Source organism: Nonomuraea coxensis DSM 45129, from assembly GCF_019397265.1.
In the GTDB taxonomy this organism is placed as follows: domain Bacteria; phylum Actinomycetota; class Actinomycetes; order Streptosporangiales; family Streptosporangiaceae; genus Nonomuraea; species Nonomuraea coxensis.
This window is the reverse complement of the sequence record NZ_CP068985.1, coordinates 774,886-794,380: the sequence shown is the minus strand read 5'-3', so window position 1 is coordinate 794,380 and position 19,495 is coordinate 774,886. Positions and strand designations below refer to the sequence as shown.

The window sequence follows — 19,495 nt, the reverse complement described above, 5'->3', positions numbered from 1 at the left end:
GACCTTCCACGTGGGACAGCGTCGTCACGGGAGGCGGCCCGGCGCCCGTCACGGGCGCCGGGCCGGCCGCCGTGATCAGCCCGCCTCGGCGACCTTCTGCAGCTCGCCGAGGACCTTGGCCGGGTCCTCCTTGACGGCGCCGCCGATGGTCTGCTTGATCGCCGGGTTCACCTCGGCCCACTTCGGGTCCTGGAAGGGGTAGAAGCTGGCGTTGGGCAGCGCGTCCAGGAACGGCTTCAGCTTCTCGTCGCCCGACAGCTTCTCGATGCCGCCGTTGGTGACCGGCAGCAGCTTGTACGTGTCGGAGATCTTCTGCGCGGCGTTGCCGGTGTAGAAGAAGTCGAAGAACTTCTTGATCTCGGCGGCGTGGCCGTTCTTGTTGAACGCCATGATCCAGTCCATGACGCCGAGCGTGGTGTCGAGCGGCCCACTCTTGCCGGGGATGGGCGCGACGCCGTAGTTCTTCAGGCCGGCCGCGTCGAAGATCGGGATCGACATGGGGCCGCCGTTGACCATGCCGACCTTGCCGGCGCCGAAGTCCTCCCAGACCGTCTTGCGGTCCTTGGTGCCGGGGTTGGGGGTGGTCAGGCCGGCGTCGACCAGGCCCTTCATGTAGGTGAAGGTCTCGACGTTCTGCGGGGAGTTGATGGCCCACTTGCCGGAGGCGTCCTTGTAGCCACCGCCGTTGCCGAGCATCCACAGGAACGACTCGCCCTGGGCCTCCTCCTGGCCGAGGGGCAGGCCGAACGGCTGGGTCACGCCGGCCGCCTTCAGCTTCTCGGCGGCGGCCTTGAGCTCGTCCCAGGTCTTGGGGGGCTCGCTGATGCCGGCCTTGCTGAACAGGTCCTTGTTGTAGAACATGGCGCGGGCGGAGGAGACGAACGGGATGCCGTACGCGGTGCCGTCCACCTTGCCGAAGTCGGCGAACTTCTGCAGCAGGTCGCCGGAGACGTTCGGGGAGAGGACCTCGTCGGTCTTGTAGAGCAGCCCGTCCTTGACGAAGCCGGAGTAGTCGCCGGTCTGCAGGATGTCGGGCACCTGGCCGTTCTGGACCATGGTGGCGACCTGCTTGTCGATGTCGTTCCAGTTGATGACCTGGACGTCGACCTTGATGCCGGGGTTCGCGGCCTGGAACTCGTCCACGACGCCCTTCCAGAACGTCTCACCCGAGTTCGGCTTGCCCGGCCCGTCGCCGTAGTCGGCGGCGACCATCTTGAGCGTGACCTCGCCGCCGGAGGACGCCTGGTCGCCGCTGCCGCTGCCGCCGTCGCCCGAGCCGCAGCTGGTCAGGACCAGCAGCGTGGCAAGGCTGAGAGCGGCGCCGCCCACAAGCTTCATGTTCACTGGAGATACCGCCTTCTCGTCGGACGGGTGACGCTGGTCCGTACCAGTGGCCGGACCCCGCCCAGGGGGATACGCTCACGGAGGCACTGCCATACCCGGAGGCCCGCCGTGTTTGCGCAAGCGTAAGCGAGCGTTCCCCACCCGGTCTATACCGGCCTGTTGCGGTTCGACAACAGTCGCCCTATCGGTTGCGCACAACCGGTCTAGACCAGATGTCAGGTGATCTTCCGCCGGACGTTCTCGCCGCCCTCGGGCGTGCCGATCCACGGACCGTCGATGGACGGGTCGAGCACGCCTTCCTCGACGAAGTCGTAGCGGCCCTCCAGCACGTACCCGGCCAGCCTGGCGTCCCTGGCGTCGGTGTTGTGCCAGAGCCGGTCGAGCAGCGTGTCCACCCGGAGTCTGGCCTGGTGGCAGAAGGTGTCGGCCAGCTCGTACGGCCGCCGCCCGAGATCGGCGGAGTCGCCCTCGGCCTTCACGCAGACGGCGGTCATGGCGAACAGCTCGGCCCCGATGTCCACGACCCTGCCCAGGAACGCCTGCCGGTGCTCCAGCCTGCCCTGCCAGCGCGACATCGCGTAGAAGGTGGACCTGGCCAGCTTCCTGCTGGTCCGCTCCACGAACCGGAGGTGGGCGGCGAGGGGGCCGAAGGCGGCGTACCCGCCGGGCAGGGTGCCCGCGCCGGCGACCAGCGTCGGCAGCCAGCGGGCGTAGAAGCGGCCGGCCCGTTTGACCGCCTGGGCGCGTTCCTGGCGGGAGGCGTCCGGGTTGATCAGCTCGCCGGCGGCCGACAGGTGGGCGTCCACGGCCTCCCGGGTGATCGCCAGGTGCATGATCTCGGTGGAGCCCTCGAAGATGCGGTTGATCCGGGAGTCGCGGAGCATCTGCTCGGCGGGCACGCCGCGCTCGCCGCGCGCGGCCAGCGACTCGGCGCTCTCGTAGCCGCGCCCGCCCCTGATCTGGACCAGCTCGTCCAGCACCCGGCAGCCCATCTCCGAGGCGTACAGCTTGCCGAGCGCCGCCTCGATCCTGATGTCGTTGCGCTTGTCGTCGGCCAGGCGGCAGTTGAGCTCCATGACGGCCTCCAGCGCGTACGCGGTGGCCGCGATGAAGGCGATCTTCGTGGCCACGGCCTCGTGGCGGCCGACGGCGTGACCCCACTGCACGCGGGCGTTGCTCCACTCGCGGGCGATCCGCACCGCCCACTTGGCGTTGCCCGCGCAGGTGGCGGGAAGGGAGAGGCGGCCGGTGTTCAGCGTGGTGAGCGCGATGCGCAGCCCGTCGCCCTCGCGTCCGATGAGGTTCTTCGCGGGCACCCTGACGCCGGAGAACTCGGTGACGCCGTTCTCGATGCCGCGCAGGCCCATGAACGTGTTGCGCCGCCTGACCGTGATGCCCGGCGAGTCGGCCTCGACCACGAACGCGCTGATCTTCTTGCCGGTCCGCGCCATGACCACGAGCAGGTCGGCGATGACGCCGTTCGTCGTCCACAGCTTGACGCCGTCGAGCACGTAGTCGTCGCCGTCGCGGACGGCGGTGGTGGCCAGGCGGGCCGGGTCGGAGCCCACGTCGGGCTCGGTCAGCAGGAACGCCGAGATCTCGCCCCTCGCGCAGCGCGGCAGGAACGCGCGCTTCTGCTCCTCGGTGCCGAACAGCTTCAGCGGCTGCGGCACGCCGATCGACTGGTGCGCCGACAGCAGCGTGGCCAGCGCCGGGCTGTAGGAGCCGACGAGCATGAGGGCCCGGCAGTAGTACAGGTAGGGCAGGCCGAGCCCGCCGTACTCCTCGGCGATCGTGATGCCGAACGCCCCCAGCCCGGCCAGGCCCTTGACCACGTCGTCCGGGATCTGCCCGGTCCGCTCGATGAGCGCGGGATCGACGTGCCCGTCCAGGAAGTGGCGGACCGCCCTGACGAACTCCTCCCCCCGCTTGGCGGCCTCGTCGGGCAGCGCGGGCGCCGGATGGACCAGCTCCAGCCGGAAGTCGCCGAGAAAGAGCTGCTTGCCGAAGCTGGGCCGGGCCCATTCACGCTCCCGCGCCTGCTCGCCGACCGCTCTGGACTCCTCGTACCTGGTCTGCTGGGTCATCGTGCCTCCTGACGTCTCGCCGGTTATATGCCCCCTTTGCATCGAGGCGAGCACAGACCTGACTTTCGTCAGGGGCGCCGCTGCCCGGACGGCAGATCCGGAAAGGGCCCGCCCTTCCCTAGGTTTCCTGACGTGAAATCCCTTCTGATCAGCTTGTTCGCGGCGGGCGCCCTGTTCCCGGCCCCCGCTCCCGCCCTCGCTCCCGCCTCGGTGGACGCGTACGTGCGCGACGCCGTCGCCGCCACCGGCCTGCCGGGCGTGTCGGTGGTCGTGACCCACGGCGGCCGGGTCGTGCACGCCGCCGGGTACGGCCACGACTCCGAGGGCCGCCCGGTCACCGCCGACACCCCGATGCGGGTGGCCTCGGTGAGCAAGGCGTTCACCGCGACGGCGGTCATGACGCTCGTCGAGCGTGGCAAGATCCGGCTGGACGACCCGGTCGCCGCGCAGCTCCCCGGCTTCCGGATGGCCGACCCGCGCGCCTCCCGCGTCACCGTGCGCCAGCTCCTCAACCAGACCTCCGGCCTGTCGGACACCACGGTCGACGTCAACGCGCTGGAGGAGACGACCACGCTCGCCGACTACACCGCCCGCCTGTCCGGCGGCCGGCTGCGGGCCGAGCCGGGCACCCGCTGGGAGTACTGCAACGTCAACTACGACCTGGCCGCCCGGCTCGTGGAGGTGGCCGGGGGGCGGGACTTCGGCTCGTACCTGCGCGAGCGGATCTTCGGGCCGCTCGGCATGACCTCCAGCGCCGTCAGCGACCAGGAGGTCCGCCCCGCCGACGGCTACAACTCCGTCTACGGGGCCTGGCTGTCGCGCCCCGAGCTGCCCGCCTTCCTCAACGGCAGCGGCTCGGGCGGCGTCGTCACCACCGCGAACGACATGGGCAGATGGCTCATCGCCCAGAGCGGGGACGGCCGCCCGGTGGTCGAGAGGCGGAGCCTGGAGACGATGCGGACGCCGACGGCGACCCGTTCGTACGGGATGGGGTGGGGCGTGGAGGAGGAGACCGGGCAGCTCGTGCATTCCGGCAACCTGTTCACGTACACGGCGGTGGCCGCCATATCACCGCGCACCGGTTACGGCTTCGCGGTGATGAGCAACAGCGCGGCCCTGCAGGACGACACGTACACGATCATGCTCGGGCTGACGGCGCTGAGCGAGGGCCGGGTGCCCGAGCTTCCCGGCGCGGACCGGCTGCTCTACGAGGGGATCCTGGCCGCGATCGCGCTCGTGGCGGCCGGGCTGGGGGTGCTCGGCGTGCTCCGCGCCCGCCGCTGGGCGGGCCGGCGGTCCGGCAGCCACCGCCGGTGGGTCGTGCTCCGGCTGCTGCCGGCCCTGCTGCCCGCCGTGGTGCTGGCGACCTATCCCGACTGGGTGTCGTTCCTCGCGAACGGCAGGACCGTCACGTGGGCCCAGCTCACGTACTTCGCGGCGCCGCTGTCGATCACGTTGCTGGTGACGGCCCTCGCGGGAGCAGCCGTCACGGCCGCCCGCGCGCTGGCGGTCAGCCGCCGGCCACGCTGACCTGACGGCGGGCGGCGGGAACGGCGGCGTAGCTCACGGCCAGGGCTGCCAGGCCCAGCGCGGCGGCGGCGAGACCGAGCCACCGCAGGCCGTCCGCCGCGACCAGGCCGCCGCCGAGCGCGGAGCCGGCCGCGATGCCGACGTTGAACGCGCACACGTTGACCGACACCGCCAGCGTCGGCGCGCCGCCCGCGTGGCGCAGCAGCAGGCTCTGCAGCACGGGTGTCGTGGCGGAGGTCAGCAGGCCGAACACGAGCACCACGGCCACGGCCGCCACCGGCGACCCGAGCGCGAGCGGGAACAGCGCCAGCACCGCCGCCAGCCCGGCGAACGTCCCGCGCACCGTGGCCGGCAGCGACCGGTCGGCCAGCCGCCCCGCCACCAGGCCGCCCGCCAGGCCGCCCACGCCGTACACCAGCAGCAGCGCGGACACCGCCGCCGGAGCGAACCCGGTGATCTGCGACAAGGCGGGCGCGAGGTAGGTGAACACGGTCGAGGTGGCCGCGAGCCCCACGGCGGTGGTCGCGATCACGACGGGCACCGGCCTGCGCAGCATCGTCCGCAGCTCGGCCCCGACGCTCGTGTCCGGCGCGGGCTCCCGGGGCAGCACGACGGCCAGCAGCGGGACGGCGGCCAGCGCCAGCACCGCGAGCCCGGCGAACGGCGCCCGCCATCCGGCCCCGTCCCCCACCAGCACGCCCACCGGCACGCCCAGCAGGGTGGCCGCCGAGAACCCTGAGCCGACGACCGCGATGGCCGTCCCCACCCGCTCCGGCGCGACCGCCCGCACGGTCAGCATGAGCGCCAGCGTCAGGAACGCGGCGTGGCTGAGCGAGGCGACCACCCTGCCGGCGATCAGCAGCCCGTACGAACCGGCCACGGCGCAGATCCCGTTGCCCGCCGCGAACAGCACCAGCAGCCCCAGCGCCAGCCCCTTGCGCGGCAGCCGGACCGTCGCGACCGTCACCAGCGGCCCGCCGACCACGACGCCCAGCGCGTACGCCGTCACCGTGTGCCCGGCCGCGGACAGCGTGACGCCCAGGTCGGCGGCCACCTGCGGCAGCAGCCCGGCGATCAGATACTCGGAGGTGCCGACCACGAAGACGCTCACCATGAGCGCGGCCGGCACGAGAAGACCCTGTCTCATGCGGGTACGCTAAAGTCTCACATCCATGTGAGAGTCAATCGGCGGTGAGGGAGATCACATGCGGATCGGCGAGCTCGTCCGGCGCACCGGCGTGAGCGAGCGGCTGCTGCGCTACTACGAGGAGCAGGGCCTGCTGGCCCCTGAGCGCCGTCGCAGCGGCTACCGCGACTACACCGAGGCCCACGTGGAGACCGTGCGCCGCATCCGCTGCCTGCTCGCGGCGGGCCTGTCCACCTCGACGATCGCGACCGTGCTGCCCTGCCTGGAGGCCGAGGGCGAGCTGCTGGCCCCCACCTGCCCGGACGTGGTGGGGCGGCTGCGCGGCGAGCGCGAGCGGATCGACCGGGCGATGGCGGACCTGAGCGAGTCCCGCGACGCCCTCGACCGGGTGATCGCCGCGGCCCGCGTGTGACACGCGGGCCGGACGGGCGCCGGACGCGGGCCGGACGGGTGCCGGACGAAAGGGAGCGCCGCCTTCCTCGTCATCCGAGGAGACGGCGCTCCCTTTCGTTCAGCTGCTTCAGAGCTTCTAGAGCCGCTCGATGATCGTGACGTTGGCCTGGCCGCCGCCCTCGCACATCGTCTGGAGGCCGTAGCGGCCGCCCGTGCGCTCCAGCTCGTGCAGGAGCTTGGTCATCAGGATCGCGCCGGTGCCGCCCAGGGGGTGGCCGAGGGCGATGGCGCCGCCGTTGGGGTTGACCTTCGCCGGGTCGGCCCCGAGCTCGTGCGTCCAGGCCAGCGGCACCGGGGCGAACGCCTCGTTGATCTCCACGACGTCGATCTGGTCGATCGACATGCCGGCCTTCTTCAGCGCCCGCTGCGTGGCGGGGATCGGCGCGGTCAGCATGTAGACCGGGTCGTCGCCCAGGAGCGCGAGCTGGTGGATGCGGGCCCTCGGGGTCAGCCCGTGGTCCTTGACCGCCTGCTCGGAGGCGATGAGCACGGCGCCCGAGCCGTCGGAGATCTGCGAGGAGGTGGCCGCGGTGATCTGGCCGCCCTCCTTCAGGGTCTTCAGGGTGCCCATCTTCTCCAGGGTGGTGTCCGCCCGCGGGCCCTCGTCGTCCTCGACGCCGTTGATCGGAGCGATCTGCTCCTTGAAGTAGCCGTTCGCGATGGCCTTGGCGGCGCGCTGGTGCGACTCCAGCGCGAACTGCTCCAGGACCTCGCGGGTGTAGCCCCACTTCTCGCACATCAGCTCCGCGCCGCGGAACTGCGAGATCTCCTGCTTGCCGTACCGCTCGACCCACATCTCACCGAACGGGAACGGCATCCCCATGTCCAGCGCGGCCTTGATGGACGAGCCCATGGGCACGACGCTCATCGACTCGACGCCACCGGCCACGACGAGGTCCTGCGTGCCGGACATGACGCCCTGGGCGGCGAAGTGGATCGACTGCTGCGAGGAGCCGCACTGGCGGTCGATGGTGACGCCGGGGACGGTCTCCGGCAGGCCGGCCGACAGCCAGGCGTTACGGGCGATGTCCATGCTCTGGGGGCCGAACTGCATGACGCATCCCAGAATGACGTCCTCGACCGCGGCGGGGTCCACGCCGGTGCGCTCGATGAGCGCCTTCAGCGTGTGAGCGGCCAGGTCAGTGGGGTGGACGGTGGAAAGACCGCCCTTCTTCTTGCCGACCGGGGTACGGACCGCCCCGACGATGTACGCCTCTGCCACAGTGCCTCCTGGAAACCGAGCATTATTCGGTTACTAAGGGCAGCCTACAACAGAACGACGTTCTGGCGCTGCTCACTCCGGGGGGAGAAGGTCCTCCGGGGCGTCCACCCGGAACCGCCACCGGTCCACGACCAGCCCGTTCAGCTTGTCGGCCAGCTCCAGCGCGAACGTCCCCAGCTTGGCCGGCTCGTCACCGCGCAGCTCGATCGCGGTCAGCTCGGTCGCGAACGGCAGCAGCTCCCCCACCGCCGGCGGCTGCCCCTTCTGCGGCACCAGAACCGCCCGGATCTCCCCCGCCGTGAACGTGAACGCGTCGTCCTCCTGCGGCTCCAGCAACGGCGCCAGCTCCTCGGCGGACGGGCGCACCGGGACGATGACCGCCGGACCCGTGTTCTCCTCGTCGGCCGGATCGCTCACCTCGCCCCGGCAGACCGCGAGCCCCTTCAGCCGGAACGCGATGCCCTCCGCCAGGAAGCGGTCGAAGAAGTCCAGCGGCAGCGGCCCCTCACCGGCCACCCGCACCGCCCACGCCTTCTCCAGCTCGCCCCCCGTCAGCGCGGGCTCCGCCTCCACCGGCGCGCACACCCGCACGTCCGTGGCCACGACGTCGTCGCCGTCCAGGCGGGCGGCCGGATCGGCCAGCCGCACGACGCGCAGCAGCTCGGCCGGCTGCACCTTGGCGGGCACCACCGCCGTCGGGCCCGTACGCAGTCTCCGCTTGGCCATCCAGCCCATGCCCGCCTCCGCGCTCAGCTTCGATAGGAGCTCGTCATCGTCGCATAGACGATGATGTTGTCGGTGTAGTGCCCGGTACGCCGATCGTAGGTGCCACCGCAGGTGATGAGATGCAGTTGGGCGTTGTCCTGCGGCCCGTAGACGCGCTGGGTCGGGAACGTCTTCTTGTTCGCCTGCTCCACGCCGCCCACCGTGAACACCGCCGTGGTCTTGTCCTGCCGCTTGACCTCGATGGTGTCGCCGTTCTTGATCTCGGGCAGCCTGCTGAACACCGCGCTGCGCGTCCTCGTGTCCTTGTGCCCGAGCAGCACGGCCGGGCCCGCCTCGCCCGGCGTGGACATGTTCCTGTACCAGCCCACGAGGTTGGGGTCGTCCGCGGGCGGCACCTCGATCGTGCCGTTCCTGGCCAGGCCGACGGTCTTGATCGGGGCGTTGATCCCCAGCCGCTTGATCACGATCCGGACCGGCGTGGACGGCAGCATCGGCGGCGCCGGGGTGATCTGCGGCAGCGGCGGCGGCACGTCCGGGTCGGCCTGGAAGAGCGCCTGCTCCGGCTTGTTGCCGGCGGCGTGCGGCTGGGACGGCAGCGCCAGGCTGTCGCGGTTGTTGGCGGCCAGGCCGTACTCGTCGGGCGAGCCCAGCACGATCAGCAGCCCGGCCACGACCGTCACGACCCCGGCGACGGCCGCCACGATCAGCGCCGCCCTGAGCGCCGTGCTCCCCCGGTCCTGCGGCGGCGGGGGCTGCGGAGCCGGATGCCCGCCGCCGTACGGGTGGTACCCCGACACCGCGCTCAGCCCCTGGTGGCGTTACGCCGGCGCATGAGCAGCCCGCCCAGCGCGGCGGCCCCGATCAGCGCGGTCCCGGTCAGGATGAACGTCCGCCCGTCCGGGCCCATCATGCCGCCCGCACCGGTGTCGGCGCCCGCCTTGGGGGTCTGGGACTTCTTCGTGGAGCGTTCGCTGGACGGGGTGACGGTGACGAACTCGGTGGTCGTCCTGGTCGGCTTCGGAGTGGAGGTGGTGGGCGTGGGCGTCGGCGTGCCGGTCCCGGTGCTGGTGGGGGTGCCGGTGCCCGTGGGCGTGCCCGTGCCTCCGGTCGTCACGACGAACTGCGCCGACGGCCCCCCGGACGCGCCGGGCTCGCACTCATACCAGGTCTCGCCGTTGACCTGGAGCTCGAAGTTGCCGCCCTTGAGCCCGATCGTGCCCGTCGCCGTCGGCTTGATCACCATCGTCATGGCCACCGCCGGCATGGTGGCGCCGGGCGAGATGGTCGTGAACTGCGTGGCGGCGCCACTGGCGGTGATCGAGGTGGACGGCATCGGCGAGCCGCTGGGGTTCACCGTGCCCCTCGCGACGATGGTGCTGGTCGGGGTGATCTGCTCACTGGCGGTCGCCGCCGGCGAGTGCGACGGGGTCCCGGTCGGGGGCTTGACGTCCCACGTGACGGTCACCGTCGCGTTGGGCGTGACCGCGCTCGCCGGAGTCCTCAGCTCCATGTTGAACCAGTAAGGGGACTTCGCGGTCGCAGGCCCGCAGTTGTAGACCACGTCGACCGGGGCGGCCAGCGCGGCCACCACCGGCAGCCCACCGAAGATCCCTGCACCGAGGACGGCCATGGCGGATGTCTTGAGGGCGAGGCGGCGCCGCGCCTTGGACGTCAGCACTTCCATCTCCAATTCAGCACAGGTTGGCGGGAGTGTGCCAGCTTGCCAATTCTTGGTCTCGGCTAGGTGAAGATCTTACGAACTCTACCTGTCAACTTCCCGTAAACCGTCAAATCGGTTGCTCCCGGGTCAGACCTTCTTCTTCGAGAGCGTCGCGTACACGACGATGTTGTCCTTGTAGCTGTGCGCTCCCCTGTTGTAGACGCCACCGCAGGTGATCAGCCGGAGCTGCGCGCCCTCGGTGTTGCCGTAGACCCGCTTCGTCGGGAACGTCGTCTTGCTGACCTGCTCGATCCCGCTCACCGTGTAGCGGGCGACCTTGCCGTCCGAGCGGTACACGTAGATGTTGTCGCCCTTCACCAGCTCGGAGAGCCGGGCGAAGACGGCGGGGCCCTTGCGGGTGCTGACGTGCCCGTTGATGATCGTCGGGCCGTTCTCGCCCGGGAGCGGGGAGAAGCGGTACCACCCGGTCTGGTTCGGCTTGCTCAGCGACGGGGTGCCCAGGTTGCCCTTGAGGTCCACCGTGACCTGGCCGACCGGCGAGTTCACCTTGATCTTCGGGATCTTGATCCGCGACGGCTTCGCCTTGGCCTTGGCCTTCGTGGTCTTGGCCGCCGGGATCGGGGCCACGGTCGGCACCGCCGCCAGCGGCGGCGGCGCGTCGATGCGGGCCGGCGTCAGGCCGCTCTTGCCGCCGGGGCCGACGGTCGGCGGCAGCACGAACGCGCCCGCGTTCTCGATCTGCACCGTGGACGGCTGGCCCGCCGCCAGAGGGCCGCCGGGCCCGGAGCCGTCGTCCACGGTGGGCGCCAGCGAGAGCAGGCCCACCATGACGGCGCCCACCCCGGCCAGCGAGCCCGCGATCAGCAGGCCCGGCATCGCCTTGTCGAGAGTCGTCTTCGGCTTCTGCTCGCTCATCACTTCACACCTCCGGCGTGCGCGGCGCGGCGGCGCCACAGGATCAGGCCGCCCGCGGCGCTGCTCATGATCATCGCGGAGCCGCCCGCGATCAGCGTGTACGCCCCGGAGTCCATCGGCGGATCCGGCGCCTCACCGGTGTTCACCCCGCCCTTGGGCGTCTTGACCACCTGCGGCCGGACGTACTTGGTCACGGTCGGGGTGGCGGAGGCCGAGCTGCTGGGCGTGGTGGTGCTGGTGCCGCCGGGGCCGACGATCACGATCGCCGGGTGGGTGTACTGCGAGCTCGGCGACGGCGAGTTCGAGGTGGACGGCGAGGTCGTGGGCGAGTTGGTGCCGGTCGGCGGAACGGTGGTCGGCGGAGTGGTCGTGGGGTTGTCCGTGGGGCCGGTGGTCGTGGGCGGCGGGCTGGTCGGGGCGTCGTGGCCCTTGACGGTGATCTCGACCACGTCCGGCGCGCTGGTCACCACGCAGTTGGCCCGGTGCAGCGTCGGCGGCTCGATCATGGCGCCGGTGTGCACCTTGAACGCGTCCAGGTGGATGGGCGCGTTGTCCAGGCTCCGGATGATGACGGTGTGCTTGCCGTACGGCAGGTCCACCCGCTTCCACAGGGAGACGTTGCCGTTGATGGCGTTCGTCGGCTGGCCGCTCTCGGTCTTGGTGGGGTCCACAAGGCCGGTGGTGTCGTCGTCGACGCGCACCCGCACCTTGCTGACGCCCGGCATGCGGCGGCCGATGTACTCGAAGCCGGTGCCGAGGAAGTCGATCCTCGCCGTGGAGTCCACCTGGGGGCTGGTGTGCACGTCGCGCAGGTGGTCGCCGTACTCGACCGGGGTGGCCGGGTCATGGACCCAGGGGCCCTGGTACTTGATGCGGTTGAGCTCGTCGTTGTTGATCGTGGCCACGCCGGCCGGCGGGAGGAAGTCCACGGTCATGCCCTGCGGCCGGAGCTGGATCACGCCTTCCTCGGTGAGGTGGGCGGAGGAGCTGAGGCCGGCGGGCGTCTCCAGCCGGACGTTGGGCTGCAGCGCGGCCTGCTCCTGGGTGCCGTGCGCCTCCAGGACGCCGTTCCAGGCGCCGTCCAGCTTCATGTTGGCGACGATGCTGGTGAGGGCGCCGGCCTCGAAGTAGTCCGGGGAGAGGAATCTGCGGGTGTTGGTGTATTCGAGCGTCCAGGAGAGGTTCATCGCGCTGCCGACCTCGACCACGGTGGGGATGTTGACCCGGGCCTTGATCGTCACCGGGCTGTTCCCGGCGATGCCGCCGGTGCAGCTGTAGTTGACGACGAGATTGAACGACTCCGCCTCGGCGGGCGTCATGACTAACGCCGCCGACGCGGCCATGCCCACCCCTGCGGCGATCAACGTCTTGCGCCACCGACTCACGGGAGACTCCGATCACCCACAAATAGACCGAGGGTAGATCCTAGAGTCGCGAAGACCGACAACACATACGGAGCGCCGCATCTTCCGTCACTTGTGATGAAGCCGTGTCCATTGACCTGCTCCCCGCCCTGAAGGGACGGGGATTCCCGTGCCGCTATGCGGCAGCTCGTGCCGCTTGCGCGGCCCGTGCCGTGGAACGGGGTGCTTGACGTTTCACGGACCCGGGTGGGTCTCCACGCCCTGAGACGACCAGCCCGGCCGCCTGTCCTTTGCTCTTGATGTTCTTCGCCCCGACGATGTCGGCGTGATCGGTGTGCCCGCAAGAAGTGCAGGAGAAGATCGCTTGGCTCTTGCGGCTCTTCTCGTCCACCTTCCCGCACGCAGGTTCCGGGCACGTCTGGGACGTGTACGCGGGGTTGATCTTATGGATGGCGCTGCCGGTGTAGCGCGCCTTGGAGCGGAGAGCGACTTCCAGGCCGTACCAGCCCTTGTCGAGAATCGCCTTGTTGAGCCCGGATTTCGCTGCCGCGCCGTTGCGCAGGAACCTGCCCGGCCAGCCGGGGTCGGGCTTGGGCTTGACGGCCGCGCTCATGCCCTTGGTGTTCAGGTCTTCGATGACCACGTGCCCGTACATGCGGGTGAGCCGGTGCGCGGCTTGGGCGTTGAAGTCGGCGCGCCGCCACCGGACTCGCCGCATGATCTCACTCATCGCGGCCGTGACCGTCTTGCGCCGCTTCGATCCCTTCTTCGTGCGGGCGAGCCGGCGTTGCAGCCGTAGATACCGTTCCGCTTCGCCGGGCGTGAGATACCCGAGGTCGTCCTTCCGGTCCTGTTTCGTCTTCCGTGGCGGCTGCCTGGAGGAGACACCGTCGCTTCCGGCGTGGCGACGGTCGAAGAACTCCCCATCCGACGTCACGGCGGCCGTGACCACCCCTCGGTCCACGCCCGCCCACTGAGGACAGGTGTGTTCCTCACGCTCGGCGATCCCATCGTCGATCAGGAAGCTGATGAACCAGTGTCTGCCGTCCCGGGACCCGGTCGCGGACTTGACGCTTCCCCCGAGCCGGCGCGACATCCGAAACCGCGTCCACCCGAACTTGGGCAGGAAGACTCGCCCCCACTTGCGGTTGATCCGCTCTACGGGCAGGTGTCTGGCGGTGGGGAACCGGAACGAGGGCCGCCACTTCGCCTTCGACTTCCAGCGCACTGTCCACGCGCCATGCTTGCGGCACGCCTGATCCAGGTCTTTGAGGGTCTGCTGGATCACCTGGGCGGGGGCGTCGGCGAGCCAGTCGCAGTACGGGTCCTTCTTGGCGTCGGCGAGTTGCCTGCACTGCTCGGCATAGGTGATCCACTGCCCGCGTCGCCGGTATTCCCGCCGGTATTCCCGCCGTTGTTCGAGACCGGTGTTCCACACGGCCCGGCAGATTCCGCCCAGCCTTTCGGCGAACGCCCGCTGCCCGGAGTCGAACTCCAGGCGGTACTTCCGGCCCGCCAGCATGCGCGACATCCCCTCTTCCACGGGACGCTCACGTCTCGCAGACTCGAACACATTAGCATCTGGTCTATGAGCCAGGAAGTGGAATATCGACGAGGCAGACACGTGGTTTCCGCGATGCATGTCCATCTGGTCTTTGTCACCAAATATCGCACAAACGTGTTCGACGACGCGATGCTGCGCCGCTGCGAAGACATCATGATCGAGGTGTGCGACAGTTTCGAGGCCGAACTCCGCGAGTTCAACGGCGAACACGACCACGTCCACCTGCTCATCCACTACCCGCCCAAGGTCGCGATCAGCAAACTCGTCAACTCGTTGAAAGGCGTCTCCTCGCACTACCTGCGCAAGGAGTTCACCGGCCAGGTCAACCCCGCCATCACGCACGGCCCCTTCTGGTCACCCAGCTACCTCGCCGCCTCCTGTGGCGGAGCGCCACTATCGATCATCAAGGCGTATATCGAACAGCAGCGCCGCCCCACCTGAGGTTCCAGGTCCGCGCTCCGGGCTGCCCCGCCTGCGGCGGGCCATCCCCAAAGGGGGGGACCGCATTCATCCCCGGCCTGAAGCTGAAGGCCGAGGCATTCTGCGAACCTTCGGTGACAGAATCCTGTTCTGGAGGTGGCATATGGAGAGAGATCTTTTCGATGAGGAGCACCTGCTCTTCCGTGAGACGGTGCGCGAGTTCCTGGCCCGCGAGGTGGTGCCGCATCACGCGCGGTGGGAGAAGGAGGGCATCGTCCCGCGCGAGGTCTGGAAACAGGCCGGCGAGCTGGGGATGTTCGGGTTCTCGGTGCCCGAGGAGTACGGCGGCGCGGGCGTCAAGGACTTCCGCTACAACGCGGTGATCGTCGAGGAGATCATCCGGCACGGCGCGTCCGGCCTCGGGTTCTCGTTGCACAACGACGTCATGGCCCCGTACGTCGTGGACCTCACGAACGACGAGCAGAAGCAGCGCTGGCTGCCCGGCTTCGTGAGCGGCGAGCTGATCACCGCGATCGCGATGAGCGAGCCGGGCGCGGGCAGCGACCTTCAGGGCATCAGGACGACCGCGGTCCGCGAGGGCGACCACTACGTCATCAACGGCCAGAAGACCTTCATCACCAACGGCATCAACGCCGACCTGGTGGTCGTCGTCACCAAGACCGATCCGGCGGCGAGGGCCAGGGGCACGACGCTGATCGTGGTCGAGCGGGGCACGGAAGGCTTCCAGCGCGGGCGCAACCTGGACAAGGTCGGCATGAAGGCCCAGGACACCGCCGAGCTGTTCTTCGAGAACGTGCGGGTCCCCGTCGCCAACCGCCTCGGCCCGAACGAGGGCGAGGGCTTCTTCCAGCTCATGCACAACCTGCCCCAGGAGCGCCTGTCGATCGCCGTGGCGGCGGTGGCCTCGGCGGAGTCGGTGCTGGAGCAGACCGTCGAGTACTGCAGGTCCCGCCAGGCCTTCGGCCGCAACATCGGCTCGTTCCAGAACACCCGGTTCGTCCTGGCCGAGCTGGCGACCGAGACCGACATCGCCCGCACCTACGTCGACACGTGCATCCGCGCGCTCAACGCCGGCAAGCTCACGGCGGTGGACGCGGCCAAGGCCAAGTGGTGGACCACCGAGCTGCAGAACAAGGTCATCGACCGCTGCCTCCAGCTCCACGGCGGCTACGGCTACATGACCGAGTACCCCGTGGCGCGGGCCTGGCTGGACAGCCGGGTGCAGACGATCTACGGCGGCACCACCGAGATCATGAAGGAGATCATCGGCCGGTCCTTCGATTTCTGACCGGAACCCCGCGGGGCCGCGCGCGCACCGGCCCCGCGCCCCATACTGGGAGGCATGGACTTCGGCGGCCTGATCCTCCTGGTCTTCCTGGCGTTGCTGTTCGCCTGGCTGCTCAACCGGGTGCGCCGGGCCTTCCGCCTGGGAGCCGTGGGCTACGCCGGCGTGATGATCGTGTTCATCATCGCCATGCTGCTCGTCTGGGGCCAGACCAAGGTCTAGACGGAGGTCTAGACGGAGGTCTGGCGCAGCCCTTCCACGAAACGGGTGAGCAGCCGGGCGAACTCCGCCCGCTCGTCCGCCGTCCACGTCCGCGTGGCCGCGGCGAAGCTCGCCTGCCTGCTCTCGTGCGCGCGGGCCAGCGCGTCCCGCCCCGCCTCCGTCAGCACCAGGTACGAGCGCCGGCCGTCGGCCTGGTCGGCCTCGCGCTGCACCAGGCCGCCCGTCACGGCCGCGGCCACGAGGCGGCTCGCCCGCGGCTGGTCCACGCCCAGCGCCTCGGCCACCGCGGTCACGGTGACCGGCTCGCGGGCGCCCTCGATGACGTCGAGGACGTCGTGCTCGGGGCCCGCGCCGTCGGCCGCGGCGAGGGCGCGCCGCCGCTGCCTGCGCCTGATGGCGACCATCGCGCGTTCGATGGTGGCGATGTCCTTGTCGTCGTCGTGCATAGGGTGGCGATGCTATCCCGGCGGAAGGAGCTAGATCGCGTCCAGGATCACCCGGGCCACCAGGGCCGGGTCGTCGCTCATCGGGACGTGCCCGCAGCCTTTCATCAGCTTGACCCGCTGCCCCGACCAGCGGGCGGCGCGCACCGCCTGCCTGCGCAGCAGCAGCCGGTCGTGCTCGCCCCAGGCGATCGTGATCGGCGACTTGGGCGGCGCGGGCGGCATGAGCCCCTCGAAGGAGGCGAGCGTCTCGTCGAAGCCGGGCGCGGCGGCGAGTGCCTGCGTGGCGGCGATCAGCGCCGTGGGCTCCAGCCTGGCCGGGTGGGCGACCAGCACCCCGGCGGACAGGGCCCGCGAGGCGGGCTCCTCCGCCATGCGGGCGGCCTGCTCGGGCGGCAGGGCGCGGGCCGTGGCGCGCAGCGCGCGCAGCACCGTGCGGGCGTACAGGAACTCGGAGCGGTTCCAGAAGCCGGCCGGCGACAGCGCGACGGCCGAGCTGACGACCCCGCGGGAGGCCAGTTCGAGCGCGAGGTAACCGCCGAGCGAGTTGCCCGCGACGGCGGGCTCATGGATGCCGAGCGTCGCGCAGAACGACGCGACCGCGTCCGCCAGCGACTCCGGTGTGTACGGGGTGCCCGCCGGCAGCCCCGGCGAGTCGCCGAAGCCGGGCAGATCGACGGCGATCACCGTGCGGGCGGCGGCGAGCCGGTCCAGCACCGGCAGCCAGGCCTGCCAGTGGTGCCCGATGCCGTGGATGAGGATCAGCGGCGCGCCGGTGCCCCGCCGTTCGAAGGCCAGGTCCATCCCGCCAGTAGACCACTCACCTGCCGCGGGTGGGAATCTCGAACCAGACGGCTTTGCCTTCCTTGGTAGGACGCGAGCCCCAACGCCGGGCAAGCTGGTCGACGAGGTAGAGGCCGCGCCCGCCCTCGTCGTTCTCGCCCGCGCTGCGGATGCGCGGCAGGCGCAGGTCCTGGTCGAACACCTCGACCCAGACCGCTTCCTCGCCCCTGCGCAGCCGGAGCGTGAACTCCTTGTCGCCGATCGCCTCGTCCTCGAAGCCCGGCATGTCCCAGGACTCCTCGAACGGCAGCGGCGGCCCGTCCACGGACAGCTCCCGGCGCGGCACGGTCGCGGTGGAGGCGTGCAGCACGACGTTGGTGACCACCTCGGAGACCAGCAGGCAGGCCAGCTCGGCCCGTTCCTCGGGCACGTTCCAGCCGGAGAACGCCTCGCCGGCCATCCGCCGCGCCTCGCCGACCATGATCGGCTGAGCGGGGAACGTGCGCTCCTCGACGTCGAGATCGACGTCGCTGGAGCGCACCACCAGGATCGCCATGTCGTCGTCGATCTCGCCGGGCACCGCGACCGTGGCGGTCTCGGCGATGCGCTCGACGTCGGCGTCGGACACCTTGGACAGCTTCTCGCAGAGCACGCCCAGCGTCTCGGAGTCGCTCGGCGGGTGGCCGTCGCGGCCGGGCCGCCGGTCGACCAGGCCGTCGGTGTAGAGCAGCAGCGCCGCGCCCGGCGGGAGGGTGCGCGTCTCCTCCTTGTAGACCAGGTCGGCGTGCAGGCCCTTGGCGCGCACGCCGAGCGGCTGGCCGACCTCCTCGATGTCGAGCTCCACGCACTGGCCGTCGAGCAGCAGCAACGGCGGGGCGTGCCCGGCGTTGGCGAAGGACAGTTGCCGCGACCAGGCGTCGTAGACGAGGTACTGGCAGGTCACGATGGGCGGGATGCTGACGTCGGCGCCGTTGTCGTCCTGCTCGGGGGTGGCGATGATGCGGGTCCACTCGTCGAGCCGGGCGAGGATGTCGGCGGGCGACTTGTCGTCCTGCGCGAAGGCCCGCAGGGCGGCCCTGAGCTGGCCCATGACGGCCGCCGCCTTGGCGCCCCTGCCTTCGACGTCGCCGATGACGATGCCGACCCGGCCGGCCGACAGCGGGATCACGTCGTACCAGTCGCCGCCGACCTGGGTCTGGATGCCCTGCCCGTGGGAGGCCAGCGGAGCGGCCGGGTAGTAGCGCACCGCGATCTGCAGGCCGTCGAGACGGGGCAGCGCGCCGCGCGGCAGCAGGTATTTCTGGAACGACTCGGCGGTGTGGCGCTCCTCCTCGAACAGCAGCGCGTTGTCGATCGCGACCGCGACCCGGGTGGCGATGGCTCCGACGAAGTCACGGTCGAAGGCGTCGTAGTGGGGGCTGCGGCGGTCGGTGAGGTTGGACAGGCCGAGGTACATCAGGCCCAGGGTCTCGCCGCGCACCAGCAGGGGGGCGACGATGGCCGAGGTCATGCCGATCTCGCCGCACAGGCGGGCGCTGCCCTCGCTGGGCGCGGGGAAGCTGCTGCCGGCGAAGTCCTCGACGAGGATGGTCTCCTGGCGGCGCAGCGCGGTGTCGGCGTAGTGGCCGATGGGGTAGCGGATCTCCGCGCCCACCGGCTTCCACGTGCCCGACGGCGGGGTCCACCCCTGCACGTGCTGCGCGACCCGCCGGACGAGGCGGTCGCCCTCCATCAGCTCGATGAAGCAGTGGTCGGCGAACTGCGGGACGAGCATCTCGGCGACGCGCTTGAGCGTCTCCTCGACGTAGAGGGAGCCGGCCAGCCGCTCGCCGATGCGCTCCAGCAGGCCGAAGCGGTCCTTCTCGCGCTCGTTGCTGCGCAGGGCCTCGCGGGCGGTGATCACGATGCCGGTGACGGCTCCGGAGGTGTGGCGCAGCGGCACGGCCTGGGCGCGGACGTAGACGATGGTGCCGTCGCCGCGCTTGACGTCGAAGGTGCCCTCCCACACCCCGCCCTTGAGCACGTGCTTGGCCAGCTCGATCGCCTGCGGGTGGTCCTTCTCCATGATCCCGAGGGACAGGACGGAGGTGTCCCGCGTCGCCGCGCTGCCCGGCCGGCCGAAGAGCTTCTCGGCGAAGGGGTTCCAGTAGAGGAGGTTGCTGAAACGGTCGGTGACGACCACCGCCATCTCGGCATGGTCGAGAACGGACCCGGCAGCGAGATGGTCAACCCCGTCCTGCGACAGATCCCCCCAACGCTTCATCCGAAGACCACTCCTCGGGGTGGCG

General features: G+C 70.5%; 18 protein-coding genes. 5 read left to right on the top strand and 13 right to left on the bottom strand.

The window, feature by feature from the left end; translation table 11 throughout:
• Positions 1-75: 75 nt before the first annotated feature.
• The gene (locus Nocox_RS04140; protein ID WP_033409972.1) at positions 76-1,338 is read right to left on the bottom strand and encodes an extracellular solute-binding protein; all 1,263 of its coding nucleotides are present in this window, start codon (positions 1,336-1,338) and stop codon (positions 76-78) included.
• Positions 1,339-1,559: 221 nt separating this feature from the next.
• A complete protein-coding gene (locus Nocox_RS04135) occupies positions 1,560-3,431 on the bottom strand; it encodes an acyl-CoA dehydrogenase family protein (RefSeq protein WP_020544866.1) in 1,872 nt (623 codons plus the stop codon).
• Between the two features lie 132 nt (positions 3,432-3,563).
• On the opposite strand from Nocox_RS04135, the gene Nocox_RS04130 reads away from it, so the two are divergent.
• Positions 3,564-4,961, top strand: a complete 1,398-nt coding sequence (locus tag Nocox_RS04130) for a serine hydrolase domain-containing protein (protein ID WP_033409936.1) — start codon at positions 3,564-3,566, stop codon at positions 4,959-4,961.
• Here Nocox_RS04130 and Nocox_RS04125 read toward each other — a convergent pair.
• Positions 4,942-6,108 carry an MFS transporter gene (locus Nocox_RS04125; RefSeq protein WP_026214686.1) on the bottom strand — a complete coding sequence of 389 codons (1,167 nt, stop codon included), beginning with the start codon at positions 6,106-6,108 and terminating at the stop codon, positions 4,942-4,944. The two genes, Nocox_RS04130 and Nocox_RS04125, sit on opposite strands and share 20 nt — an antisense overlap.
• Positions 6,109-6,166: 58 nt before the next feature.
• On the opposite strand from Nocox_RS04125, the gene Nocox_RS04120 reads away from it, so the two are divergent.
• Positions 6,167-6,520, top strand: coding sequence for a MerR family transcriptional regulator (locus Nocox_RS04120; RefSeq protein ID WP_020544863.1), 354 nt, complete (start codon positions 6,167-6,169; stop codon positions 6,518-6,520).
• Between the two features lie 117 nt (positions 6,521-6,637).
• Here Nocox_RS04120 and Nocox_RS04115 read toward each other — a convergent pair whose 3' ends face one another.
• From Nocox_RS04115 to Nocox_RS04085, 7 genes are all read right to left on the bottom strand, one after another.
• Positions 6,638-7,783 (bottom strand): acetyl-CoA C-acetyltransferase, encoded by a 1,146-nt coding sequence (locus tag Nocox_RS04115; protein WP_020544862.1) that lies wholly within the window; start codon positions 7,781-7,783, stop codon positions 6,638-6,640.
• 72 nt (positions 7,784-7,855) lie between these two features.
• The gene (locus tag Nocox_RS04110) at positions 7,856-8,509 is read right to left on the bottom strand and encodes a hypothetical protein (RefSeq protein WP_157383211.1); all 654 of its coding nucleotides are present in this window, start codon (positions 8,507-8,509) and stop codon (positions 7,856-7,858) included.
• A 23-nt stretch (positions 8,510-8,532) separates the two neighbouring features.
• Complete coding sequence (locus Nocox_RS42775) at positions 8,533-9,306, bottom strand: class F sortase (RefSeq protein WP_020544860.1); 774 nt, start codon at positions 9,304-9,306, stop codon at positions 8,533-8,535.
• A 5-nt stretch (positions 9,307-9,311) separates the two neighbouring features.
• Positions 9,312-10,193: a hypothetical protein gene (locus Nocox_RS04100; RefSeq protein ID WP_026214685.1), complete on the bottom strand. Its 882-nt coding sequence runs from the start codon at positions 10,191-10,193 to the stop codon at positions 9,312-9,314.
• Positions 10,194-10,316: 123 nt separating this feature from the next.
• Complete coding sequence (locus Nocox_RS04095; protein WP_020544859.1) at positions 10,317-11,105, bottom strand: class F sortase; 789 nt, start codon at positions 11,103-11,105, stop codon at positions 10,317-10,319.
• Positions 11,105-12,490 (bottom strand): hypothetical protein, encoded by a 1,386-nt coding sequence (locus Nocox_RS04090; RefSeq protein ID WP_157383209.1) that lies wholly within the window; start codon positions 12,488-12,490, stop codon positions 11,105-11,107. Before Nocox_RS04090 ends, Nocox_RS04095 begins: the two co-directional genes overlap by 1 nt.
• Positions 12,491-12,644: 154 nt before the next feature.
• Positions 12,645-14,000 carry an RNA-guided endonuclease InsQ/TnpB family protein gene (locus tag Nocox_RS04085; RefSeq protein WP_246649740.1) on the bottom strand — a complete coding sequence of 452 codons (1,356 nt, stop codon included), beginning with the start codon at positions 13,998-14,000 and terminating at the stop codon, positions 12,645-12,647.
• A 57-nt stretch (positions 14,001-14,057) separates the two neighbouring features.
• On the opposite strand from Nocox_RS04085, the gene tnpA reads away from it, so the two are divergent.
• The 3 genes from tnpA to Nocox_RS04070 all read left to right on the top strand — a co-directional run bounded on the left by tnpA (position 14,058) and on the right by Nocox_RS04070 (position 15,981).
• Complete coding sequence (gene tnpA, locus Nocox_RS04080) at positions 14,058-14,474, top strand: IS200/IS605 family transposase (protein ID WP_084685761.1); 417 nt, start codon at positions 14,058-14,060, stop codon at positions 14,472-14,474.
• A 142-nt stretch (positions 14,475-14,616) separates the two neighbouring features.
• Positions 14,617-15,762: an acyl-CoA dehydrogenase family protein gene (locus Nocox_RS04075; RefSeq protein WP_020544856.1), complete on the top strand. Its 1,146-nt coding sequence runs from the start codon at positions 14,617-14,619 to the stop codon at positions 15,760-15,762.
• 54 nt (positions 15,763-15,816) lie between these two features.
• On the top strand, positions 15,817-15,981 hold the full coding sequence (locus Nocox_RS04070; RefSeq protein ID WP_020544855.1) for a hypothetical protein: 165 nt from the start codon (positions 15,817-15,819) through the stop codon (positions 15,979-15,981).
• 8 nt (positions 15,982-15,989) lie between these two features.
• On the opposite strand, the gene Nocox_RS04065 is transcribed toward Nocox_RS04070, so the two are convergent.
• From Nocox_RS04065 to Nocox_RS04055, 3 genes are read right to left on the bottom strand one after another with little or no spacing between them, the layout of a single operon-like run.
• On the bottom strand, positions 15,990-16,427 hold the full coding sequence (locus Nocox_RS04065; protein ID WP_020544854.1) for a MarR family winged helix-turn-helix transcriptional regulator: 438 nt from the start codon (positions 16,425-16,427) through the stop codon (positions 15,990-15,992).
• Between the two features lie 30 nt (positions 16,428-16,457).
• Entirely contained in the window at positions 16,458-17,228 is a 771-nt protein-coding gene (locus tag Nocox_RS04060; protein WP_020544853.1) for an alpha/beta fold hydrolase, read from the bottom strand.
• A gap of 16 nt (positions 17,229-17,244) precedes the next feature.
• Positions 17,245-19,470: an ATP-binding SpoIIE family protein phosphatase gene (locus Nocox_RS04055; protein WP_026214682.1), complete on the bottom strand. Its 2,226-nt coding sequence runs from the start codon at positions 19,468-19,470 to the stop codon at positions 17,245-17,247.
• Positions 19,471-19,495: the final 25 nt, after the last annotated feature.